24 protein-coding genes are annotated in these 20,124 nt (G+C 68.9%); 10 read left to right on the top strand and 14 right to left on the bottom strand.

The genetic code is table 11. The features are described from left to right. Positions 1-19: 19 nt before the first annotated feature. The 6 genes from E4V01_RS09865 to E4V01_RS09840 form a co-directional block, all read right to left on the bottom strand. Positions 20-655, bottom strand: coding sequence for a molecular chaperone (locus tag E4V01_RS09865; protein ID WP_060768311.1), 636 nt, complete (start codon positions 653-655; stop codon positions 20-22). Between the two features lie 87 nt (positions 656-742). Continuing rightward, positions 743-1,453, bottom strand: a complete 711-nt coding sequence (locus tag E4V01_RS09860) for a DUF3306 domain-containing protein (protein ID WP_135298229.1) — start codon at positions 1,451-1,453, stop codon at positions 743-745. Further along, on the bottom strand, positions 1,450-1,968 hold the full coding sequence (locus E4V01_RS09855) for a DUF3305 domain-containing protein (RefSeq protein WP_060768309.1): 519 nt from the start codon (positions 1,966-1,968) through the stop codon (positions 1,450-1,452). Before E4V01_RS09855 ends, E4V01_RS09860 begins: the two co-directional genes overlap by 4 nt. Positions 1,969-1,976: 8 nt before the next feature. After that, complete coding sequence (locus tag E4V01_RS09850; RefSeq protein ID WP_135298228.1) at positions 1,977-2,987, bottom strand: DUF6352 family protein; 1,011 nt, start codon at positions 2,985-2,987, stop codon at positions 1,977-1,979. Further along, positions 2,984-3,550, bottom strand: coding sequence for a DUF6505 family protein (locus E4V01_RS09845; protein WP_060768307.1), 567 nt, complete (start codon positions 3,548-3,550; stop codon positions 2,984-2,986). Before E4V01_RS09845 ends, E4V01_RS09850 begins: the two co-directional genes overlap by 4 nt. Then, entirely contained in the window at positions 3,547-4,305 is a 759-nt protein-coding gene (locus tag E4V01_RS09840) for a biotin/lipoate--protein ligase family protein (RefSeq protein WP_135298227.1), read from the bottom strand. Before E4V01_RS09840 ends, E4V01_RS09845 begins: the two co-directional genes overlap by 4 nt. Before the next feature lie 182 nt (positions 4,306-4,487). On the opposite strand from E4V01_RS09840, the gene E4V01_RS09835 reads away from it, so the two are divergent. The 3 genes from E4V01_RS09835 (at position 4,488) to E4V01_RS09825 (ending at position 8,404) form a co-directional block, all read left to right on the top strand. Then, complete coding sequence (locus E4V01_RS09835) at positions 4,488-6,485, top strand: 4Fe-4S binding protein (protein ID WP_135298286.1); 1,998 nt, start codon at positions 4,488-4,490, stop codon at positions 6,483-6,485. Between the two features lie 216 nt (positions 6,486-6,701). Further along, positions 6,702-7,628, top strand: coding sequence for an ABC transporter ATP-binding protein (locus tag E4V01_RS09830; RefSeq protein WP_060768305.1), 927 nt, complete (start codon positions 6,702-6,704; stop codon positions 7,626-7,628). Then, positions 7,625-8,404, top strand: a complete 780-nt coding sequence (locus E4V01_RS09825; protein ID WP_135298226.1) for an ABC transporter permease — start codon at positions 7,625-7,627, stop codon at positions 8,402-8,404. Before E4V01_RS09830 ends, E4V01_RS09825 begins: the two co-directional genes overlap by 4 nt. A 24-nt stretch (positions 8,405-8,428) precedes the next feature. Here E4V01_RS09825 and E4V01_RS09820 read toward each other — a convergent pair whose 3' ends face one another. Together E4V01_RS09820 and E4V01_RS09815 are read right to left on the bottom strand one after the other, a co-directional pair. Then, on the bottom strand, positions 8,429-8,893 hold the full coding sequence (locus E4V01_RS09820; protein ID WP_060772102.1) for a hypothetical protein: 465 nt from the start codon (positions 8,891-8,893) through the stop codon (positions 8,429-8,431). Positions 8,894-9,031: 138 nt separating this feature from the next. Beyond that, entirely contained in the window at positions 9,032-9,808 is a 777-nt protein-coding gene (locus E4V01_RS09815; protein WP_060768303.1) for an alpha/beta fold hydrolase, read from the bottom strand. 139 nt (positions 9,809-9,947) lie between these two features. Here E4V01_RS09815 and E4V01_RS09810 point away from each other — a divergent pair, with 139 nt between their 5' ends. Together E4V01_RS09810 and E4V01_RS26680 are read left to right on the top strand one after the other, a co-directional pair. Further along, positions 9,948-10,775 (top strand): FkbM family methyltransferase, encoded by an 828-nt coding sequence (locus tag E4V01_RS09810; protein ID WP_060772101.1) that lies wholly within the window; start codon positions 9,948-9,950, stop codon positions 10,773-10,775. A gap of 98 nt (positions 10,776-10,873) precedes the next feature. Further along, positions 10,874-11,392, top strand: a complete 519-nt coding sequence (locus E4V01_RS26680; RefSeq protein ID WP_083530724.1) for a YcxB family protein — start codon at positions 10,874-10,876, stop codon at positions 11,390-11,392. Here the strand turns inward: E4V01_RS26680 and sfsA are convergent. After that, positions 11,331-12,095, bottom strand: coding sequence for a DNA/RNA nuclease SfsA (sfsA, locus tag E4V01_RS09800; protein WP_135298224.1), 765 nt, complete (start codon positions 12,093-12,095; stop codon positions 11,331-11,333). The two genes, E4V01_RS26680 and sfsA, sit on opposite strands and share 62 nt — an antisense overlap. An 83-nt stretch (positions 12,096-12,178) precedes the next feature. On the opposite strand from sfsA, the gene E4V01_RS09795 reads away from it, so the two are divergent. Together E4V01_RS09795 and E4V01_RS09790 are read left to right on the top strand one after the other, a co-directional pair. Next, a complete protein-coding gene (locus E4V01_RS09795; protein WP_135298223.1) occupies positions 12,179-12,916 on the top strand; it encodes a molybdopterin-binding protein in 738 nt (245 codons plus the stop codon). A 111-nt stretch (positions 12,917-13,027) separates the two neighbouring features. Continuing rightward, a complete protein-coding gene (locus E4V01_RS09790) occupies positions 13,028-13,915 on the top strand; it encodes a formate/nitrite transporter family protein (RefSeq protein WP_060772100.1) in 888 nt (295 codons plus the stop codon). 88 nt (positions 13,916-14,003) lie between these two features. On the opposite strand, the gene E4V01_RS09785 is transcribed toward E4V01_RS09790, so the two are convergent. Both E4V01_RS09785 and E4V01_RS09780 read right to left on the bottom strand, forming a co-directional pair. After that, positions 14,004-15,122, bottom strand: coding sequence for a 2'-deoxycytidine 5'-triphosphate deaminase (locus E4V01_RS09785; RefSeq protein ID WP_135298222.1), 1,119 nt, complete (start codon positions 15,120-15,122; stop codon positions 14,004-14,006). Further along, positions 15,119-15,571, bottom strand: coding sequence for a hypothetical protein (locus E4V01_RS09780; protein WP_135298221.1), 453 nt, complete (start codon positions 15,569-15,571; stop codon positions 15,119-15,121). The genes E4V01_RS09785 and E4V01_RS09780 overlap by 4 nt, the downstream gene beginning before the upstream one ends. A gap of 164 nt (positions 15,572-15,735) precedes the next feature. On the opposite strand from E4V01_RS09780, the gene apaG reads away from it, so the two are divergent. From apaG to E4V01_RS09765, 3 genes are read left to right on the top strand one after another with little or no spacing between them, the layout of a single operon-like run. Beyond that, positions 15,736-16,128, top strand: a complete 393-nt coding sequence (gene apaG, locus E4V01_RS09775) for a Co2+/Mg2+ efflux protein ApaG (protein ID WP_003601773.1) — start codon at positions 15,736-15,738, stop codon at positions 16,126-16,128. Next, on the top strand, positions 16,125-17,300 hold the full coding sequence (gene argE / locus E4V01_RS09770; RefSeq protein WP_060768299.1) for an acetylornithine deacetylase: 1,176 nt from the start codon (positions 16,125-16,127) through the stop codon (positions 17,298-17,300). Before apaG ends, argE begins: the two co-directional genes overlap by 4 nt. A 10-nt stretch (positions 17,301-17,310) precedes the next feature. Beyond that, positions 17,311-18,231, top strand: a complete 921-nt coding sequence (locus tag E4V01_RS09765; protein WP_135298220.1) for a bestrophin family protein — start codon at positions 17,311-17,313, stop codon at positions 18,229-18,231. 203 nt (positions 18,232-18,434) lie between these two features. Here E4V01_RS09765 and E4V01_RS09760 read toward each other — a convergent pair whose 3' ends face one another. The 3 genes from E4V01_RS09760 to E4V01_RS09750 all read right to left on the bottom strand — a co-directional run bounded on the left by E4V01_RS09760 (position 18,435) and on the right by E4V01_RS09750 (position 20,102). Next, complete coding sequence (locus E4V01_RS09760) at positions 18,435-18,818, bottom strand: CsbD family protein (protein ID WP_135298219.1); 384 nt, start codon at positions 18,816-18,818, stop codon at positions 18,435-18,437. Between the two features lie 80 nt (positions 18,819-18,898). After that, a complete protein-coding gene (locus E4V01_RS09755; protein WP_012605520.1) occupies positions 18,899-19,102 on the bottom strand; it encodes a CsbD family protein in 204 nt (67 codons plus the stop codon). Between the two features lie 88 nt (positions 19,103-19,190). Continuing rightward, the gene (locus E4V01_RS09750) at positions 19,191-20,102 is read right to left on the bottom strand and encodes a PhnA-like protein (protein WP_135298218.1); all 912 of its coding nucleotides are present in this window, start codon (positions 20,100-20,102) and stop codon (positions 19,191-19,193) included. Positions 20,103-20,124: the final 22 nt, after the last annotated feature.

The following is a 20,124-nucleotide window of genomic DNA, read 5'->3' as shown; positions in this document are numbered from 1 at the left end:
GTCACGACGGAGCGGCCCTTCAGCCTTCCATGGCGAAGGCTTCCGCCTCGATCTCGATGAAGGCGCGTCCGAGTCCCCCGACCGCGCGGTAGAACCGGCCCGCCTTCGCCGTTTCCAGATCCGCGAAGAAACGGTCCGCCCAGGGTTCGACGTGCCGGGCGAAGAAGCGCGCCTGCATGCCGGGCTCCGCCTCGAACCGCCCGGCCGCGAGTCCGGCCATCACCTCCAGAAGGATCGCGAGATGATCCTCCGGCTCGCTCATCGACTCGTCCCGCTCGATGCCGAGCGCGGCGAAATCTTCGCGCACGCGGGCGAGCGGACGCTCGTTGAGGAAGCCGGTGAGGTAGTAGGAGGCGTAAGGCAGAAGCTCGCCGCGGCCGACGCCGATGAACAGCGCGAAGAACTCGCGCTCGACGGCCTCCGTGTCGGTCTCGTCCGCCGCACGGCGCAGGGCCGCGACCTGCCGGCCCAGAACTCCGTCGCCCTCCTTCAAGGCGGCGAGCGCCGCGAGCAGCGTCGAACCCGGTGCACGGCCAAGCAGCGCAGCCAAGAGATCGTATTGCTGTGCGCGCAGGAGGTCGATGTCGTCCGGAACGCCGACGACTCCAGACACCTCATCTCCCGGAAGTGCCATCACCGACGCGACCGAACCCATCGTTTCCCTCGGGCCCATCTGGAGGACCGCTTGTTTGGACCGATAATAAAAAGCGTTTGGCTTCGCCGCAATCGAAATGCGCGTGAATTACGAGGGCATCGCCCCACCATGGCGCCGCAGGCGAGGCCGGGGGAGGGCGGGCTGTACGACTTCAGGGGCCTCTATGGCGGCAATCGTGACCGGAGCGTGCAGGTCCGGCACCGGGAGCGGATCACCGTCGGTTGCAGGGTCGGTCTCGGGTTCCGGAGGCGCCGGGTCAGAGATCTCCGCGGCCCTCTCCGATGACGCCGTCGGAGCGTCCTGCCGCTCGGTATCCGGTTCCTCCTCCGCCGCGACGGGGACACCGTCGATGATCCGCTTCAGCATCGCCTTCACGTCGTCGGTCGGCAGGAGCGGGCCCATGCCCGGCACGCCGCCCGGCGTGTTCCAGTCATAGGCGTATTCCCGCGCCTCGCTGACGAAATCGCGGATCGCCGGGTCGAGCGACCACATCCGCCGCAGGGCCGCGTTGCGCAGAGCCGTCGGCACGCCGGCCTGGAGGAAGGCGGTGAGATCGGTCTCCGGCGTCAGGGCGTCGAGGGAGGGGAGCCGCGCCAGAAGATCGTCCGTCCCCGCCTCCGGTTCGTCGCCGGCAAGGGCGAGAGGCTGCGGCGCGGATGATTCCTCGCCGTTAGGCGCCTCCGCGCTGAGAGCGACCTCCGCCTCGGGCCGATCCGTGATCGCGGGCGCAACGGTTCGCTCGGTGGCGCGCACGGCCTCCTTGCGGCGGGCCCAGCGAGAGAGGAAGCTGCTGCTCATTCCGGCTTTCCCTGCCTGCCCGGCGCGCGGCGCGCCAAGGCCTCGGGATCGGCGCGGTCGCGCTTGCGCTTCTCGAACTTGCGCTCGATGTGGAAGGCCTCGAAGAAGGCGAGCAGCTTGGCCTGCACCTCAGGCGGCATCGGCACCGCCTCGACGATCTCGCCGATGCCCTCGGCCATCGATTCGCCCTCGTAGGGATCGGCGGTCACGCTCGCCACCGTGTAGGTGTCCTCCGCCGTGGCGTGCAGCGTGACCCAGAGCGAGGGACGGCCGGAGACGAGGTTGTCGCGGTAATGCGCCGTCTCGGCGATGTGCAAAGTGACCTCGTGGGCGCCCGCGTAAAAGGTCGCTTCCTCCTCGGTCTCGGAGAGCTGGGTCCAGGGCGCGGTCTCCGGCGCTGCCGGAAGAGCCTCGATCGGCATCCAGGCATGGCTCGCCCACGGCCCTTTCAGGCGGCGGCGCGCCACGATGATGCCGACTTCGAAGCGGTCTTCCGGGATCTGTTCCGGCGTCATGTCCGACCTCACGCGGCGGCCCGGTCGGAGGCCAGCGGCAATCCGACGACGAGGTTCTGTGGCTTGAGCTGCACGGTCTTGTCCGGCGTCATGGCGAGCAGGAGATAGACCGGCCGCTCGCCGACCCGCGGATCGACGCGGGCCGGATCGGCGAAGGTGAGGCTGAACACGGCGATCACCCGCTCGCGGGCGGCGTCGTCCAGCGCCTCGCCGCGCCAGAGCGCGTTGCCGATCCGCGTACCCTCCGCGTCGAGCCCGACGAACCAGCGCCAGTCGGGATCCTCCAGCCGGTCGAGGGGCGCGACCGTGACCTCGGCATTGAGGAGGTGACGCACGAAGGTTTCGATCGCCCGCGCCAGCCCCTCCCGACTTCGGCCGCTGGTGCCGAGGTTCAGCGCCATGGTGAAGGCGTCCGAGCGGCTCCAATAGGTCCAGGCGTTCTCCTCGTTGAGCACGTCGAGTTCGCTCGCCGCCTCCTTGCCGAGCATCGTGACCAGGGGCGAGAGCGCCGCGCCGCCCTCCCGCGCCTCGATCACCTCGGCGTCCGCCAGCAGCACTGCGCCCTCGTGCAGGCTGGCCCGCTGCGAGCGGAAGAACAGTTCGGCGGCGCGCAGCACGAACGGGTCTTCGCAGCCGTCGAGCGCATTGCGCAGGATGAGATGCACGAGTTGGGTCAGGAACAGCCCCGGCACGCCCTGCAACCCGCCGCGCACGAGTGCGAGATAGGCCGCCTCGACGGAGCGTGCCGTGAGCAGCCGCTCGCGGAAGGCCAGCATCACCTCCCAGTTCTCCCGCGCATCCGCGTCCGCGATCTTTTGGAGTTCGCCGCTCGAGACCGGTCGGCGCGGATCAGAAAGAAGGCCCGCGTGCAGCGCGCGTTCGGCGATGCAGGCCTCCTCCGGCGGCACCAGTTCGGGGCGCGCGAGATAGGCGAGGATCAACTCGTCGGTGACGGCGAGGCCGCCCCCTTCCGTGCGCTGCGTCAGATGGTGGCCGCTCGAAACCCAGAACTCGGTCATGCTCTCTCAGCCCCCGCGGAGGCGCTGCTCAAAAGTCCCACGAGGTCGGCCTGTTCGTCGGGCCCGTCCTCGTCGGTCTCGACGAAGTGGAAGGCGCGTCCGTGCAGCGGGTCCGCGCCCGGTGCGCGCTGGTGCAGGGTGCGGAATTCTTCCGCGATTTCCCCATCCTGCGCGCTTCGGTGCATGGCCACGACGCTGCCGACCGGCAGATTGCACAGCGAAGCCGCGACCTCGATCTCCTCGCGCGCGGCGGCGCGGGCCGCCTCGCGATCCGGCGCGCCGAAGCGCTCGTGGATGTGGCGGGCGAGATCTTCGATCGCCGCCTCGCGCTCGGCATCGCTCGCCTCGCTGACGACGACGAGGGTCGAGAAGCCGAGCGAGCGCACGCCGACGAAACCGGAGCGGAACGCCGCCCGCTCCTTGCCCGCAAGCGCGGAGAGGTCGGCATCGAAGAACAGGAACGAGCCCGTCACCGCCCATTCGCCGGCCTCGGCGGCCCGCGCGAAGACGAAGGTGTCGGAGGGGTCGAGCCGCAGGGTCCGCGGCAGCTTGCCCGCACTCACAGCCGCACCGTGCCGGTGGCCGGGTCGCGCCAGGAGGGGGAGATCAGCGCCGGCCGCAGCTTCAGCGTTTCGCAACGGCCGTCGGCGTGGACGAGCCGGGCATCGCCGCTCGGCTCGATCGTCGCCCGCGCGCCCGGCGGAAGGGCGAGGCGGGTGAGATAGCGGCCCGTCGAGCGCGCGGCGCCGTCCTCGTCCCAGATCTCGAACGCCTTCGTGAGATGGCGGGCGAAGCTCTCGACCAGGGGTTCGCGCAGATCGTTCGGGAAACCCTCATCCTCCAGGGAGGTCGAGTCGGGCGTGAGGCCGGGGTCGCCCGCATCCCGCTTCGAGGCGAGCAGCATCGCCGAGAAGACCAGCCAGTCCGGCGTCTCGGTCTCGTCGCAGCCTTCGGGCCAATGCAGCGCGCCGCCGCCGAGACGGGCGCCGTTGAAGCTCAGCGTAGCGGGCCACTGGAACGTCACCGGGATCTCCGGCGGCCCGAACGCGCCGACCGCGTCGGCGAGCGCCTGCATCCCGATGAAGACGGCACGCCGCGCCGTGGTCAGCGGCTCGGTCGGCGCCAGCACCACCGCGAAGGCGATGACGTCGTCGCGCTCTTCCATGAGGAGGGTGGCGGCGTCGGCCTCGCCGCTCTCCGCCATCCGGCAGGCCAGCCCCGCCGCAGAGCCCGCCGCGACGAGACCGGTGAAGGCCGGCGGCAGGACGAGCGGCGCGAGGCGCAAGCCCGGCGATCCGATATCGAGGGGGAGGGTCATAGGCGGTCTCGGGCGGGGCACGGTTCTGGGAAGAGTACCTGCGCCCGCATGTCCGTTCGTCGTTTTAGAATGATACGAGTATAGGGAAGGCAGGCTTCCGCGCGAAGGCCCTCGCGCTCCCAATCGTCTCAGGTTCAATCGTGTCCGATCGTCTCGTGTTCGCCTGTTCCTGCGAGAAGACGATGCCGCTCGATGTCGCGGCCCTGGAAAAGGGTTGCGGCACCCGCGTGCGCACCGCCGACCAGCTTTGCGGTCGGGAACTCGACCGTTACCGCGAGGCTCTGGCGACGGGCTTGCCCGTCACGGTCTCCTGCACGCTCCAGGCGCCGCTCTTCGGGGAAATCGCCGCCGAGATGGATGCGGAGGAGCGCGTCACCTTCGCCAAGATCCGCGAGACCGCCGGATGGTCGTCTCAGGCCGAACGGGCCGGTCCGAAGATGGCGGCGCTGCTGGCCGCGGCCGCGGAGGCGGTCCCCGTTGCCGGTACGGTGCCGTTGGAGAGCCGCGGCGTCGCCCTGATCTACGGGCGCGACGAGGCCGCCATCGAGGCCGGGCGGCGCTTGGCCGAGCATCTCGACGTCACCGTGCTCCTGAGCCGGCCGGCTGAGGTCGCGCCGCTCCATCGCAATGAGTTCCCGGTGATCCGGGGCACGGTGCGCGGGGCGACGGGCCATCTCGGCGCGTTCGACCTGCGCATCGACGACTACGCCTTGCCGGCGCCGTCCTCGCGCACCCACCTCGTGTTCGGGGCAGGGCGCGACGGGGCGGCCTCGACCTGCGACCTGATCCTCGATCTGACCGGCGGCACGCCGCTCTTTCCCGCGCACGAACTGCGCAGCGGCTATCTGCGGGCCGACCCGCGCGACCCGGCGTCGGTCGAGCGCGCGGTGATGGCGGCGTCCCACCTCGTCGGCGAATTCGACAAGACGCGCTTCATCGATTTTCGCGGCGAACTCTGCGCCCATTCCCGCTCGCGCATCACCGGCTGCACCCGCTGCCTCGACGTCTGCCCGACCGGGGCCATTGCGCCGGCCGGCGATACGGTGGCGATCGACCCCTATATCTGCGCCGGCTGCGGCAGTTGCGCCGCCGTCTGCCCCACGGGTGCGGCGAACTACGCCCTGCCGCCCGCCGACGCGCTGATGCGCCGCCTGCGAAGCCTGATGCGCGCCTACCGGGCGGCCGGCGGTGCGGACGCGGTGGTGCTGTTCCACGACGGCGATCATGGCGAGCCGTTGATCGACGCGCTCGGCCGCTACGGCGAGGGCCTCCCGGCCCATGTCCTGCCGGTGCGGGTCAACGAGGTGACGCAGTTCGGCCCCGAGGTTCTCGCCGCCGTGTTCGCCTACGGCGCGGCCGGGGCACGGGTGCTGGTGCGCGAGCGCCCGAAGCATGACCTCGACAGCCTGCACCGCACCGTGGCCCTCGCCCGGACGCTTGCCGATGCCCTCGGCTACGGTGCCGGCACGGAGGCGCCGACCGTCGCCCTGATCGAGACCGACGACCCCGATGCGCTCGGTGCGGCGCTCCGCTCGGACGTTCCCGGCCGTGCGACCACGGTGCCGGCCGGCTTCGTGCCCGTCGGCGGCAAGCGCGAGATGCTGCGCCTCGCCTTCCGCGAGATGCACGCCGCGGCCCCGACGCCGGTGGCCGCGGTGCCGTTGGCGGCCGGGGCGCCGTTCGGTGGGCTCGCGTTTCGCACGGAGGACTGCACGCTCTGCCTTTCCTGCGTCGGCGCCTGCCCGACCCACGCGCTGTCGGACAGTACCGACCGGCCGCTGCTCGCCTTCGAGGAGAGCCTGTGCGTGCAGTGCGGTCTATGCGCGGCCACGTGCCCGGAGGACGTGATCAGCCTGAAGCCGCAGATCGACTTCGAGGCGTGGGGCGAGCCCCGCCGGATCGTGAAGGAGGAGGAGCCGTTCTGCTGCATCACCTGCGCCAAGCCGTTCGGTACCCGCGCCACCATCGAGCGGGTGATCGGCAAGCTGCGCGAGCGGCACTGGATGTTCTCGGGAGAGGCCGGCGAGCAGCGCATCCGCTCGCTGATGATGTGCGACGATTGCCGCGTCGAGTCGGCGCTGACCCAGGGGTTCGACCCGCACGCCGTGCCGCCGATGAAACCGCGAACCACCGAGGATTACCTGCGCGAGCGCGAGGCCGCGGAGCGGCTGCAGAGCTGACGACAAAAAACGACCTGCCTTCGGTTGAGGGCAGGTCGGGCAGGGGATCAATTGTCGCAGGAGAACAATTCGACAAACCCTGGGGCGCGCTCCGGTTCCACGGGCTGCCCGTGAAGAATGGGAGAAAACGGCGCGACATGTAACCGACGGCCGCAGGGTTCACCGGTTCGAGCGCCGTGCTATAGGGCGCGCCCCACCCGCCAGCCCCGAGCCCCGATGCCCCCGATCGTCTCGATCGCGAACCTGTCGAAGGTCTACGCCTCGGGGTTGCATGCCCTGCGCGACGTCAACCTCGACATCGCCAAAGGCGAGATCTTCGCGCTGCTGGGGCCGAACGGCGCCGGCAAATCCACCCTCATCAATATCGTCTGCGGCATCGTCACGCCGAGCACGGGCCAGATCCGTGTCGGCGGCCACGACATCCTGAGCGAATACCGCGCCGCGCGCCGAATGATCGGGCTGGTGCCGCAGGAACTCACCACAGACGCCTTCGAGAAGGTGTGGGACACGGTGAGCTTCAGCCGCGGCCTGTTCGGTTTGGCTAAGAATCCGGCCCATGTTGAACGGGTGCTCAAGGACCTCTCTCTCTACGAGAAGCGCGAGAGCCGCATCATGCAGCTCTCCGGCGGCATGAAGCGCCGGGTCCTCATTGCCAAGGCGCTCGCCCACGAGCCGCAGGTGCTGTTCCTCGACGAGCCGACGGCGGGTGTCGACGTGGAACTGCGCCAGGACATGTGGCGCCTCGTCCGCCGCCTGCGCGAGCAGGGCGTCACCGTCATCCTCACCACCCACTACATCGAGGAGGCCGAGGAGATGGCCGACCGGGTGGGCGTGATCCGCAAGGGCGAGATCATCCTCGTCGAGGACAAGGTCGAGCTGATGCGCAAGCTCGGAAAGAAGCAGCTCATCCTGCACCTGCGCGAGCCGGTCACGACCCTGCCCGAGAACCTCGCGCGCCACGACCTTCACCTCGGCGAGGACGGGCGCAGCCTCGTCTATACTTACGACACTCGGCGCGAGCGCACCGGCATCACCGGCCTGCTCGGCGAGCTGGCCGATGCCGGCATCGCCTTCACCGATCTCGATACCAGCCAGAGTTCGCTCGAAGACATCTTCGTCGATCTCGTCCGCGAGCGCGCATGATGGGCGTATCCATGCTGAACGTCCCGGCGGTCCTCGCCATCTACCGTTTCGAGATGGCCCGTTTCTGGCGCACGGCCCTGCAGAGCATCGTTGCGCCGGTGATCTCCACCTCGCTCTATTTCGTGGTGTTCGGCGCCGCCATCGGCTCGCGGATGCAGACGGTCGACGGCGTTCCCTACGGCGCCTTCATCGTGCCGGGGCTGATCATGCTCTCGCTGCTGACGCAGAGCGTCTCGAACGCGGCCTTCGGCATCTACTTCCCGCGCTTTGCCGGCACGATCTACGAACTGCTCTCGGCGCCGATCGCGCCGTTCGAGGTGGTGCTCGGCTATGTCGGCGCGGCGGCGACGAAGTCGATCATCATCGGCCTCATCATCCTCGGCACGGCCTCGCTGTTCGTGCCGCTGCACATCGAGCACCCGGTCTGGATGGTGTTCTTCCTGCTGCTCACGGCGCTCACCTTCAGCCTGTTCGGCTTCGTGATTGGCCTGTGGGCGGACGGGTTCGAGAAGCTGCAACTGGTGCCGCTCCTCATCGTCACGCCGCTGACATTCCTCGGCGGCAGCTTCTACTCCATCGACATGCTGCCGCCGTTCTGGCGCGCGGTGACCCTGTTTAACCCGGTCGTCTACCTCGTCAGCGGCTTTCGCTGGGCCTTCTTCGGCAAGGGCGACGTGGCGGTCGGCGTCAGCATCGCCGCGACGCTGGCGTTCCTCGCCCTGTGCCTCGGGCTCGTGACCTACATTTTCCGCACGGGGTATCGGCTGAAGAGCTGAATTCGGACAGGGGTGCCGATCCGCTCAAAGCGGCCGCACGGCGTCGAGCGTCAGCGTCCGGGCCGCCGCCCCGCACCCGAGAACGCGCACGGACACCGTCTTGCCCGCGCTCAGCATGGTTTCGAGGGATTGCTTGACCGCGCCGTTGGTGGCGGCGTCGAGAGTGCGATAGCCGTCCTCGACGTTGATGAACGTCCGCTGGCCGGATTTCTCCTCGAGGATGACCGACTCGAGATAGAGACCGTCGCGGCCGAACGCCCGCTTCACGACCCGGCCCGTCAGCTTGGCCGGAAGGCAGCCTTCATCGGTCGAGAGGTTGCTCAAGCCGACGACCTTGCCCGCGGCATAGGTGAGTTTCGGCTGCGCGAGCGCCGCGCCGCCGAACACCAGCAGGAGGATCGCGAGGACGATCAGAATGCTGGCGAGCGCATCCGCCACCACCGAGCGAAGAAGGCCGTCCGCGGCTGTCTGCGAAGTCCGACCCGACATGGCCCATTCCTCAAGAATGGTCATAGCTTAGGGGCGGATGGGGCTCCGGGCGCAGTCCGTCAAACGATCTACCACCAATAGGCTGTTCGGGCCCGCTCGGGAGACGGCGGGACAGGCTCTGCCCCGTGAAGCGTGCCGCTACGGCCGCTGCTCCAGGAACTCGAGCACGCCCTTCCGGTGCAGTCGGTCGCCGACCGCCGTCGAGTGGTCGCGGTTCGGCAGGTCGAGGCCGCGGGCGTTCGGCAGCAGCTTCGCCAGTTCCGGGCCCGAGCCCGCCACCGTATCGAGCGTTCCGACCGAGACCAGCGTCGGCGTCTCGATCGCCGAGAGTTCGGCCCGCGACAGGGTCTGGCGCGAGGCGCGGATGCAGGCGGCCAGCGCCCGCAGGTCGCTCTTGGTCTGCTCGGCGAAGGTGCGGAAGGAGGCGGCCGTCGGGTTCGGCGCGGGCGCGCCGGGGGGCGCTTCCAGCGCCTCGGCGATGCCCTGCGGCAGGCCGCGCCCGTCCACGAGGTTGAACCCGAGCCCGCCGATCAGCAGCGAGCGGACCTCCGCCGGGTAATCGAGCGCCATATGCGCGGCGATGCGTGCGCCCATGGAATAGCCCATCACATCCGCCCGCTCGATGCCGAGATGGCGCAGCAGCCGCACCGCGTCGCCGGCCATCTGGTCGGAGGTGTAGGCAGCGGGCTCGTAGAGCTTCTCGCTCTGCCCGTGGCCGCGGTTGTCGAGGGCGACGACCCGGTAGCCGGCCTCGGTCAGGGTGCGGACCCAGAGCGTATTGACCCAGTTCACCGCGTGGTTCGAGGCGAAGCCGTGGATCAGGAGGATGGGATCGCCGCTGCCGCCGGAGGCGTCTTCCTTGGCCGGTACGTCGATATAGGCGATCTGCACGCCGTCGGAGTCGAAGCTCTGCATCCCGATGTCTTCGGGTGCCGGGGCGCCGTTGTCAAAGGCAGCGATGGTGCTTCGTGCGACAACGGACGGCGTTTGGCGCGTCGCGCTCGATCGCGCCCGACTTGCCGCGGCTGCGCCGGGCTGGCATCACCCCGGCACGATGACGGACACCTCGCCCTACGGCACCTACGCCCCCACCGGCCTCGTTGCGCGGATCGCGGAGCGCACGCAGAAGCTCCCGGAGCATTCCTGGCGCGCGCGGCGGATGGCGATGTTCCTGCGCCGCCTCGCCATCTCGATGATGCGCGGCCGGCCGCTCGACGTCGAGCGCTACGGCGCGCGGATGCGGCTGCACCCCTACAACAACAACTGCGAGAAGAAGGTGCTCTTCACCCCGCAGTTCTTCGATCCGCAGGAGCGGGCCTTCCTCAAGGAGCGCTTGCGCGAGGATGCGGTGTTCCTCGATATCGGCGCCAATATCGGCGCCTACGCCCTGTTCGTGGCGGGCTTCACCGGCCGGCGGGCGCGCATCCTCGCGGTGGAGCCGCAGCCCGACGTGTTCGACCGGCTGACCTTCAATATCGGCCAGAACCCGTTCGGCACGGTGAAGGCCATCGCCTGCGCGGTGGCCGACAAGTCCGGTGAGTTGACCCTGTTCATCGATCCGCGCAACCGCGGCGAATCGAGCGTGAAGATCGTCGGCACCCACAAGAACGCGACGGTGCGCGTGCCGGCTGTGACGCTGGTGGAGCTGTGCCGTTCGGAAGGGATCGAGCGCATCGACGCGATCAAGCTCGATGTCGAGGGCGCCGAGGATCTGATTCTGGAGCCGTTCCTGCGCGATGCACCGGCCTCCCTGCTCCCGTCGGTGCTCGTCATCGAGAACGGTGCCGACCAGTGGCAGATCGACCTGCCGAACCTGCTCCAAAAGTACGGCTACCGCCAGATCGCCCGCACGCGGCTCAACCTGATGTTCGAGCGGCACTAATTTAAACTTTCCGAATTTTGTCTCATTTTATACTGTTGTTCTGCCAAATTGCATGGCACGATGAGAAGTGCTTTGCCGATAAAGGTGATTTTTGCGAGATGCCTATGTCAGGTGGCGAAAGGGCAGGGTTCGATAGAATTGGACCTTTTACTATGAGTAAGGTCGATGCGATCGTTACTAATTTCTTCGGTCGTTTTGGGGGCGGTCCCATATCGATAAAAGCGAAGATAATATTCCTTATTATAGTAATTTCTATCTGTGTGGCGCATGGGATCGCATTCGATTTATGGTTTATAACTTTTGCAGGTTTTATGACTGTTGCCTTTTCTTTTGTGTTTCCCGCTGTTTACGCGGTCAGCTATGCTGGCAAAAGTTGTTCTGTATATTATAAAGACGATGGTATTGGCATAGACGGTTCTGATATCAATATATTGTATAAGTGGGATATGATCAAATCATATATAAAATCAGATCGTGCCTTATACATTTATCTGCATGTCGGTGGCGCTATCATTGTCCCCACGCATGCCACGACTGACGAGAACATGAATCGACTCATATCAGTCCTGAAGTATCATCAATCAACGGGATCGACGACGTATCCGTCGCCAGCGTGAGGATCGGGACGGGCGCATCGATCGCCACACCTTCCGGCCCCACCGTGCAGGTATAAGCATAAGCCTCGACGCCGGCCGCCAGCGCTGCCCGGAATGCGCGATCGAAGGCCGGGTCGATGTCGCGGGCGACGTCGAAGGCGTCGGCCCGCATCTGGATCACCACGATCAGCATGGCCCGTCCGCCCGCGGTGACGACGCCGGCCAGTTCCTCCATGTGGCGGGCCGAGCGAGCGGCCTTGCAATCGGGAAACTCCGCAAGCCCCGCATGGCGCATCAGGTGGCAGTTCTTCACCTCGACATGGCAGGGCGAAAGGCCGCCGCCGCTCGCCAGGAAATCGACCCGGCTCGCCTTGCCGTAGGCGACTTCCGGCCGGAGCGTCTCGTAGCCGATCAACGGCGCCAACTTGTTCTCGCGAAAAGCCTCGGCGACGAGGGCGTTGGGCCGGGCGGTGTTGATGCCGACCCATTGCGGCCCGCCGGGCAGCTCCGCCTCCACCAGCTCCCACGAGAACCCGAGCTTTCGCGAAGGATTGGTCGAGGGCGAGAGCAGAACGCGAAACCCTTCCGCGTTGAGCCCCAGCATCGCGCCGGGGTTGGCGCAATGCGCCGTCACCGTCGTTCCGTCGGGAAGCTGCACATCGGCGAGGAAGCGCTTGTAGCGCCGCACGAGGCGCCCTTCGATCAGGGGAGTGGGGAAACGCATCGTGGGCCGGGGCGGAACGAGGGGCTTTCGCTTTCGCGCATCCGCGCCCTAGCTTCCACCCCGATCATCGCCCCCGAGGCCGCATGCCCCAAAGTTCCGACGTCACCGCCGCCATCCTCGTCATCGGCGACGAGATCCTTTCGGGCCGCACCAAGGACAAGAACATCGGCACCATCGCCGAGGTGCTGACCGAGATCGGCGTGGACCTGCGCGAGGTGCGCATCGTGCCGGATGCGAAGGACGAGATCGTCGCCGCGGTGAACGCGCTGCGGGCGCGCTACACCTACCTCTTCACCTCAGGCGGCATCGGCCCGACCCACGACGACATCACCGCCGACAGCGTGGCGGAGGCCTTCGGCGTCGGCATCGACGTCGATCCGCGGGCCCGCGCCATGCTGCTGGAGCGGCATCGCCCGGAGGATCTCAACGCGGCGCGCCTGCGCATGGCCCGCATCCCCGACGGGGCCGATCTGATCGCCAACCCCGTGTCGAAGGCGCCGGGCTTCCGGCTCGGCAACGTCTTCGTCACGGCCGGCGTGCCGCAGATCATGGCGGCGATGCTCGATGAGATCCGCCCGACGCTGACGGGCAACGCGCCGGTGATGTCCGAGACGATCGAGGCGGGCGCGATCCCCGAGGGCAACTTCGCCGGCGGCCTCTCCGAGATCGCCGCCGCGCATGGGGATGTCTCGATCGGCTCCTATCCGTCGATAACTCCGGAGGGGTTTCGCAATCGCATCGTCGTGCGCGGCCGGGACAGGGACGCGGTGGCGGCGGCGCGGGCGGCCGTGGAGGCCTTGCTGGCCGGGCTTCGGCCTTAGGCATTTCGCTTCCATCCCCGTACCGGATCTCATGAAATAAATCTCTGCGCGCAGGGAGCGTGCAAGCGCTGCCATACGTTGGGCTGCGACGAGACGACCGCCGAGGGCCGCATGTCCCAGGAATCCCGTACGTACGGAGAGCCAGACAACCGGGGTGAGTCGAAGACCCACGGCGCCCACACCCGCGAGACGGACAACGCACAGGTCGAAAAGGCCCACCGACCGGACGCGGTGATCCTGCACGAGATCATCCGGCGGGAAGGCGAGGAGGAGATGCGCCGCACCTGGCTCGCCCTCTCGCTCTCGGGGTTCGCCGCCGGGCTCACCATGGGCTTCTCGCTGATCGTGCCCGGCGTGCTCAAGGGGCATCTGCCGCACGCGCCCTGGGCCGAACTCGTCACGAGCGCGGGCTATTCGATCGGCTTCCTCATCGTCGTGCTCGGGCGCCAGCAGCTTTTTACCGAGAACACGGTTACGCCGATCCTGCCGCTCCTCACCGAGAGGACGTTCGGCGCGTTGATGCGGGTCGTGCGGCTATGGGGCATCGTGCTCGTCGCCAACATCCTGGCGACGATCGCCATCGCCTCGGTGCTGGCGCATACCGACGCGTTCAAGCCGGAGGTGCGGGAAGCCTTTGCCGAGATCAGCCGCCACACCATCGAGGACCCGTTCTGGACCACGGTGATCAAGGCGGTGTTCGCGGGCTGGCTGATCGCCCTGATGGTGTGGATCCTGCCGGCCACGGGCTCGGCGGCGCCCTTCATCATCATCCTGATGACGTGGCTGGTCTCGATGTGCGGGCTCGCCCACATCGTCGCCGGCTCGGTCGATGCCTATTACCTCGTCGCCATCGGCGAGATCGATTTTCCGAAGTATCTCACTGGGTTCTTCGTTCCGACGCTGCTCGGCAACATCCTCGGCGGCGTGACGCTGGTCTCTGTGCTCAATTTCGGACAGGTGGCGCCCGACATCGAGGAGCACAACCGCGTCGACGCCTGAGCGTGCTCGGGCGCCGCTGGGAAGGCCGGGGCATTCGACAAGGTTCTGAGGGAACGCCTGCGCGTCGATGCCCCCGGCAGCGGATCGATCAGGCCGCGGGCGGCTCCGGCTCGATGGCGAAATGCTTCGAGAGCTTCAGACCCTGCGCCTGATAATTCGAGCCGGCGCCCGCGCCGTAGAGGGTCGCGGGCTGCTCCAGCATCCGCTCGTAGACGAGGCGGCCGACGATCTGGCCGTCTTCCAAGAGGAACGGCACGTCGCGCGAGCGCACTTCGAGCACCGCGCGGGCACCGGCCCCGCCCGCTTCGCTGAGGCCGAAGCCCGGATCGAAGAAGCCGGCATAATGGACGCGAAACTCGCCGACGAGGGGATCGAACGGCACCATCTCGGCCGCGTAGTCGGCCGGCACCCGCACCGCCTCCTTCGAGGCCAGGATGTAGAACTGGCCGGGATCGAGGATCAGCGTGCGGCTGCCATCGGCCGGCAGCGGCTCCCAGAAGTCGCGGGTGCGGTGACCGCGCGGCCGGTCCACGTCGATCAGGCCGGTGTGGCGCTTGGCTCGGTAGCCGATCAGCCCATCGAAACCCGAGAGATCGACCGAGACCGGCACGCCGCCCTGAAGCGAGGGGGTTGCGACATCGATCAGCGGGTCGTTGGCGTGGAGCGCCGCGAGTTCCGCCTCCCGCAGCCGCGGGTCGCCCCGGCGAAAGCGGATCTGCGAAAGGCGCGAGCCGGTCCTCACCCGCACCGGGAAGGTTCGCGGCGAGATCTCGGCGTAGAGCTGGCCGGCATAGCCCGCCTCGATCTGGTCGAAGGCGCTGGCGCGGTCGGTGATGACGCGGGTGAACACGTCGATGCGCCCGGTCGAGCTTTTGGGGTTGGCGCTGGCGCTGAGGCCGGGGGGGAGCGCCAGGGTTTCCTGCAATTCGGCGATGTAGACGCAGCCCGTCTCCAGCACGGCGCCCTGCGTCAGGTCGATCTCGTGCAGCGCGAAGGCCTCGACGCAGGTCGCGACCGAGCGCCCGCTGCCGGGCAGGAAGCTCGTGCGCACCCGGTAGGCGCGGCGGCCGAGCCGCAGGTCGAGGCTGGCAGGCTGGATCTGGTCGGCGGCGTAGGCGGTCGCGGGGCGGATCGCCCCGGCTTGCGTCAGCGCCGTGATGGCCTGCGCCGGCAGGATACCGGATGCTGCCGGCACGTCTCCGCTCATCGTCCCGTATCCTCGCCTTTGCGTTTGGCCTCGGCCGCCGCGCGCTCCGCCGCCTCGATGGTCACGACCATCCGCGCCAGCGCCAGCCGGGCGCAGGCGCCCATCGCCACGAGACCGGCGAGCGCGCTTGCGAGCAGCGGAAAAAGCGCGGGCCGCAAGCCGGCCGCGACAGCCACCACGACTGCTGCGATCCACGCCGCATTCCCGAGCGCCAGAATCGGTGAGGGCAGGCCGCGGATCTCGGTCTCCACGCCCGTCCGCTGCCGGACGGCCCGAGCCGCGATCCGCGCGGCGGTATCGAGGCCGAGCCCCATCACGAGCGCGAGCGCCGGCCACCGGTTCTGAGCCGGGTCCCACCACGCGAAGGCGAGGGCGAGAGCGAGCGTCAGGACGGAGCCGAGAGCCGGCCCCGCCGCCAGGGGCGGTCCATTGGGCCGTGCAGCCGTCACGGCTCCCTCGAATTCTCCCCGGTGCGAAGCGTTCGGCACGTGGTCTCCGGCCTCCGCTCACCGTAGGATACCGTGATTGACGAGGTTTCTGGCGCCACGTACCACGGCGCGTCGCAGATGTCGCGATGCGGCCTGCGCGCCGTCCACGGAGATGCTTTCACGCGATGTACAAGGCCGAGACGCGCGGCATCATGGTGACGGTGGAGCCCCGATTCGTCGAGGAGGAGTCCTCGCCGGGCGAGAGCCGCTATTTCTTTGCCTACACGGTCGAGATCGTGAACAACGGCAGCGAACAGGTGCAGCTCCGCTCGCGCCACTGGCGGATCATCGACGGACGCGGCGCCTGCCAGGAAGTGCGCGGCGCGGGCGTGGTCGGCAAGCAGCCGGTTCTCGAGCCGGGCGAGTCGTTCAGCTACACCAGCGGCTGCCCGCTCACCACGCCGGACGGCCTGATGGCCGGCAGCTACACGATGTCCACGATCGGCGGCGAGAGCTTCGAGGCGGAGATCCCGGCCTTCTCGCTGGACTCGCCCCATTTGCGCCGCGTCGTCCATTGACGGCGCCGGCCGGCGGCACCCGCCTCACGCCGCTGGAGCTTCTGGAGCGGCTCGTCGCGTTCGACACCGAGAGTTCGAAGTCGAACCTCGCGCTGATCGATTTCGTGGCCGCGTATCTCGACGGCTGGGGCGTGCCCCATCTCCGGGTGCCGAACGCGGAGGGTGACAAGGCCGCCCTGTTCGCCACCCTCGGGCCGATGACGGATGGCGGCGTCGTGCTCTCAGGCCATACCGATGTGGTGCCGGTGACGGGGCAGGCGTGGACCTCCGACCCGTTCCGCCTGCGCGTGGCCGACGGACGCGCCTACGGCCGCGGCGCCGTCGACATGAAGGGGTTCGACGCCCTCGCACTCGCAATGGTGCCGGCGGCGCTGGAGGCCGGGCTGACACGGCCGATCCACATCCTGCTCTCCTACGACGAGGAGACCACCTGCCTCGGCGTCGCCGACACCATCGCCCGCTTCGGCGCGGACCTGCCGCGGCCGGGCGCCGTGATCGTCGGCGAGCCGACGGAGATGCAGGTGGCGGACGCACACAAGAGCGTCGTGACCTACAACACCGCGGTTCACGGCCACGCGGCGCATTCGGCCAAGCCCGGGCTCGGCGCCAACGCGGTGATGGCGGCGGCCGACCTGATCGCCGAACTGAACCGCATCGCCGACGCGATGGTCGCCCGCGGCGACGCCTCCGGCCGGTTCGACCCGCCGAACACCACCGTCCATGTCGGCGTGATCGAGGGCGGCACCGCCCGCAACATCCTGCCGAAGCTCTGCACCTTCCTCTGGGAATTCCGCGGCCTGCCCGACCTCGACATGGCCGAGATCCCCGCTCTCTTCGCCGCTTCCTGCGAGCGTGTGACCCGCGAACGCCTCAACCGCTACGGCGAATTCGGGCGCATCGCGACGGTCGAGGAGGTCTCCGTGCCGGGGCTCGCGCCCGATCCGGGCTCGGAGGCCGAGCGGCTGGCCCTGCGGCTCGCCGGCCGCAACGCGACGATCACCGTGCCCTACGCGACCGAGGCCGGACGCTTCCAGCGGGCCGGCATCCCGACCGTGGTGTGCGGGCCGGGCTCGATCGATCAGGCGCATCAGCCCGACGAGTTCATCACCCTCGACGAACTCGCCCGTGGCGAGGCCTTCATGCGCCGGCTGGTCGCGGCCTGCGCCGGCTGAGACACGCGCCATGATCGTCCGTCCCCGCCCCGGCCTGCTGACGATCCTGTTCGCCATGCGCGGCTCGATCCTGCCCAAGGTCGCGCCTCAGGTGATCGCGATCGCCGCGCTCTCCTTCCTCGTGGTGGCGATCGAGCAGCGGCATCCGGCCTGGTTCCCGATCACGGCCGGGATCGGCCCCTTCACCCTGGTCGGGCTCGCGCTCTCGATCTTCCTGAGCTTCCGCAACGGCGCCTGCTACGATCGCTGGTGGGAGGCGCGGCGGGCGTGGGGCAGCCTGATCGTCGAGTTGCGCGGCCTGGCGCGGCTGCTGCCGGCGCTGCTGCCGGAACCCGAACACGAGGCCCTCCGCCGCCGCTGTCTGCGCCGAGGAGCCGGCTTCGCCCATGCCCTGCACGCCCGCCTGCGCGGACTCGACGAGACCGCGGCGCTCGTACCCTGGCTGCCCTCGGAGGAACTTGCGACCCTCGGGCAGAGGCCGAGCGGGGCCGACGCGGCGTTGACGGGGCTGACGCGGGATCTCGCCGGGGCGACGAAAGCCGGCGCGCTGAGTGACGTGCTGTTCGTGGGCCTGGAGCACAAGATCGCCGGCCTCTCCGCGATCCAGGCAACCTGCGAGCGCATTCACGGCACGCCGCTGCCCTTCGCCTACACGCTGCTGCTTTACCGGACCGCCTGGCTCTACTGCCTGCTGCTGCCGTTCGGGCTCGCCGGCTCGCTCGGCTGGTCCACCCCGATCATCGCCGCGCTCGTGGCCTACGCGTTCTTCGGCCTCGACGCACTCGGTGACGAACTGGAGGAGCCGTTCGGCACCGATGCCAACGACCTGCCCCTCGATACCCTGCTGCACACGGCCGACGCTGCGATCCTCGATGCGCTGGGCGAGACCGGCCGGGCGGCACCGAAGGCCGACCGGTTCATGCTGCGATAGTCTCGCATCCCTGCGGGACGTGGTCAGTGCCGTCGTCGCCGCGCTCGAGGGTCCCTCGGCGCCCGTTCCGGAGGCTCAACGCCTATGACGCGTCGGGGTCGTGGCCTTGCCGGTGAGCCGGCGGCTGACGAAGGCGATGACCCTCGGCAGGACGAGGGCGGTGAGAAGCTTGCGGATCATGGTTGTCTCCCGAATTGCGGCGGTCAGCGCGACGGACGCGCGAGCCAGCCCAGCGTGAAGGCGGCCGCGGCGATGCCGAGCAGGGTCGTGGTGCGGTTGGCATCGGCGTAGCGGACGGCGCGGTGCCCGTAATCCCGGCCGCGGCGGCGGGCCTCGCCGGCGTAACGGCGCCCGTCCCGGATCAGGTCGTCGGCCCGTTCGCGTGCGGAATGGGCGAGGTGTTCGCCATCGCGGGCCAGATCCTCGATACGGTCGCGGGCGCTGCCGTAGGCGTATTGCGCTCCGCCGGCCACTTGGTTCGCGGCGCCGCGCACTTGGCGGACCGGGTCACCCGTGACGCTGCCGACGGCGGTCTGGGCGCGGCCCTTGATATGACGGGACGCGCCGCGGAACTGATCGCGGTTCATGGTTCTCTCCGAATGACGAGTGAGAAGGGTAAAGGGATGGGGCCGGCCCGGCCGGCCCCGCGCAAGGATCAGGGCTGGGTTCAGTGCTTGCCGGTGACCTTGTCGGCGAGGTTCTTGGCACCGTCCTTGACGTCGCCGACCGTCTTCTGAGCCTCGCCTTTCAGCTCCTGCGCCTTGCCCTCGGCCACGAGCTTGTCGTTGCCGGTGACGTTGCCGATGCCCTGCTTGACGTTGCCGGCCGCCTCGTTGGCCAGGCCCTTGATCTTGTCGGTCGTGCTGCTCATCGGATGCTCTCCTTCTGGCGGTCAGGTTCACCGGCAGCGCCGGTCGTGGAGGCTCCCGCCAACGGCGGCGGGAGCCGAGGGGAGGGGATCAGGCGCGGCGGGCGTCGTAGGGGCCGACGAGCGTCGAGGGCTTCGGGGCACCGAGGCGTCCGCCGAAGAAGGCGGCAAGTGCGCCGAGGATCAGGGCCAGGGCCGCGTAGAACGCGCCCTGGGTGGCGGCGGACTTGGCGGCGACGGCGGCGGCTGCGGCCTTCTGCTTGGCCGTGGCGACCGCCTGCTCGTACTGCTTCTCGTAGCCGTCGATCTGCGCCTTGGCCTGGTCGGGCGCGATGCCCTGCGCCTTGGCGAGCGCGTCGGCGGCGCGGGTCTTGGCTTGCTCCTTCTGGGCCGGGTCGCCCGACAGGACGGCACGGACCGCCGCGACGGCCGCATCACGAGCGGCCTGCGGGTCCTGGCCGGCGGATTGCTCGCGAACCTTCTGCTCGATGCCGTCGAGCGGGTTGGCGATCTTCGACAGCGAGGGGGCCGCAGCCTGGGCCGCGGTCTGCACCGTGCCGCCGACGAGGTTGCCGGCGCCGCCGAGCGCGCCCGAAACCGTGCCGAGCGTGCCGCCGACGAGGCCGCCCGCGGCCGAGGTGATGAGGTACAGAACCACCAGCGTGGTCACCGCCCAGGCGACGAGGCCATGCAGGGCGGCCACGCCGGGCAGCGGCTTGCCGGAGAGACGGCCTGCGATGAGACCGCCGGCCAGCGAGGCGACGATGCCGGAGACCACGAACCACAGCCCCGCACCGAGCGAGAAGGTCGAGGCGTCAGGATTGTCGGCGGCGTTGGTGCCGACGGAGGCTAAGCCGACCCCCACCCCGACGAGATTCAGGACGACCTGGGTCACGAGGGCGGTCACGGCGCCGGCGAAGATGGCGCCCCAGGACACCTCGTTGAGCAGTACGGCCCGCGTGTCGCCGGCGGCGACGGGGGTTAGGCTTGTGGTCGTGGTCACGCAGTTACTCCGGTGGTCAGAG

The organism is Methylorubrum sp. Q1 (assembly GCF_004683995.1).
GTDB lineage: Bacteria > Pseudomonadota > Alphaproteobacteria > Rhizobiales > Beijerinckiaceae > Methylobacterium.
This window is presented reverse-complemented; position numbering and strand designations above follow the sequence as displayed.

What these genes read in the sequence shown, in the direction of transcription:
- E4V01_RS09865 (WP_060768311.1), bottom strand. Translation starts at nt 655, where the DNA reads ATGGGTTCGGTCGCGTCGGTGATGGCACTTCCGGGAGATGAGGTGTCT.
- E4V01_RS09860 (WP_135298229.1), bottom strand. Translation starts at nt 1,453, where the DNA reads ATGAGCAGCAGCTTCCTCTCTCGCTGGGCCCGCCGCAAGGAGGCCGTG.
- E4V01_RS09855 (WP_060768309.1), bottom strand. Translation starts at nt 1,968, where the DNA reads ATGACGCCGGAACAGATCCCGGAAGACCGCTTCGAAGTCGGCATCATC.
- E4V01_RS09850 (WP_135298228.1), bottom strand. Translation starts at nt 2,987, where the DNA reads ATGACCGAGTTCTGGGTTTCGAGCGGCCACCATCTGACGCAGCGCACG.
- E4V01_RS09840 (WP_135298227.1), bottom strand. Translation starts at nt 4,305, where the DNA reads ATGACCCTCCCCCTCGATATCGGATCGCCGGGCTTGCGCCTCGCGCCG.
- E4V01_RS09835 (WP_135298286.1), top strand. Translation starts at nt 4,488, where the DNA reads ATGCCGCTCGATGTCGCGGCCCTGGAAAAGGGTTGCGGCACCCGCGTG.
- E4V01_RS09830 (WP_060768305.1), top strand. Translation starts at nt 6,702, where the DNA reads ATGCCCCCGATCGTCTCGATCGCGAACCTGTCGAAGGTCTACGCCTCG.
- E4V01_RS09825 (WP_135298226.1), top strand. Translation starts at nt 7,625, where the DNA reads ATGATGGGCGTATCCATGCTGAACGTCCCGGCGGTCCTCGCCATCTAC.
- E4V01_RS09820 (WP_060772102.1), bottom strand. Translation starts at nt 8,893, where the DNA reads ATGTCGGGTCGGACTTCGCAGACAGCCGCGGACGGCCTTCTTCGCTCG.
- E4V01_RS09815 (WP_060768303.1), bottom strand. Translation starts at nt 9,808, where the DNA reads ATGCAGAGCTTCGACTCCGACGGCGTGCAGATCGCCTATATCGACGTA.
- E4V01_RS09810 (WP_060772101.1), top strand. Translation starts at nt 9,948, where the DNA reads ATGACGGACACCTCGCCCTACGGCACCTACGCCCCCACCGGCCTCGTT.
- E4V01_RS26680 (WP_083530724.1), top strand. Translation starts at nt 10,874, where the DNA reads ATGCCTATGTCAGGTGGCGAAAGGGCAGGGTTCGATAGAATTGGACCT.
- sfsA (WP_135298224.1), bottom strand. Translation starts at nt 12,095, where the DNA reads ATGCGTTTCCCCACTCCCCTGATCGAAGGGCGCCTCGTGCGGCGCTAC.
- E4V01_RS09795 (WP_135298223.1), top strand. Translation starts at nt 12,179, where the DNA reads ATGCCCCAAAGTTCCGACGTCACCGCCGCCATCCTCGTCATCGGCGAC.
- E4V01_RS09790 (WP_060772100.1), top strand. Translation starts at nt 13,028, where the DNA reads ATGTCCCAGGAATCCCGTACGTACGGAGAGCCAGACAACCGGGGTGAG.
- E4V01_RS09785 (WP_135298222.1), bottom strand. Translation starts at nt 15,122, where the DNA reads ATGAGCGGAGACGTGCCGGCAGCATCCGGTATCCTGCCGGCGCAGGCC.
- apaG (WP_003601773.1), top strand. Translation starts at nt 15,736, where the DNA reads ATGTACAAGGCCGAGACGCGCGGCATCATGGTGACGGTGGAGCCCCGA.
- E4V01_RS09765 (WP_135298220.1), top strand. Translation starts at nt 17,311, where the DNA reads ATGATCGTCCGTCCCCGCCCCGGCCTGCTGACGATCCTGTTCGCCATG.
- E4V01_RS09760 (WP_135298219.1), bottom strand. Translation starts at nt 18,818, where the DNA reads ATGAACCGCGATCAGTTCCGCGGCGCGTCCCGTCATATCAAGGGCCGC.
- E4V01_RS09755 (WP_012605520.1), bottom strand. Translation starts at nt 19,102, where the DNA reads ATGAGCAGCACGACCGACAAGATCAAGGGCCTGGCCAACGAGGCGGCC.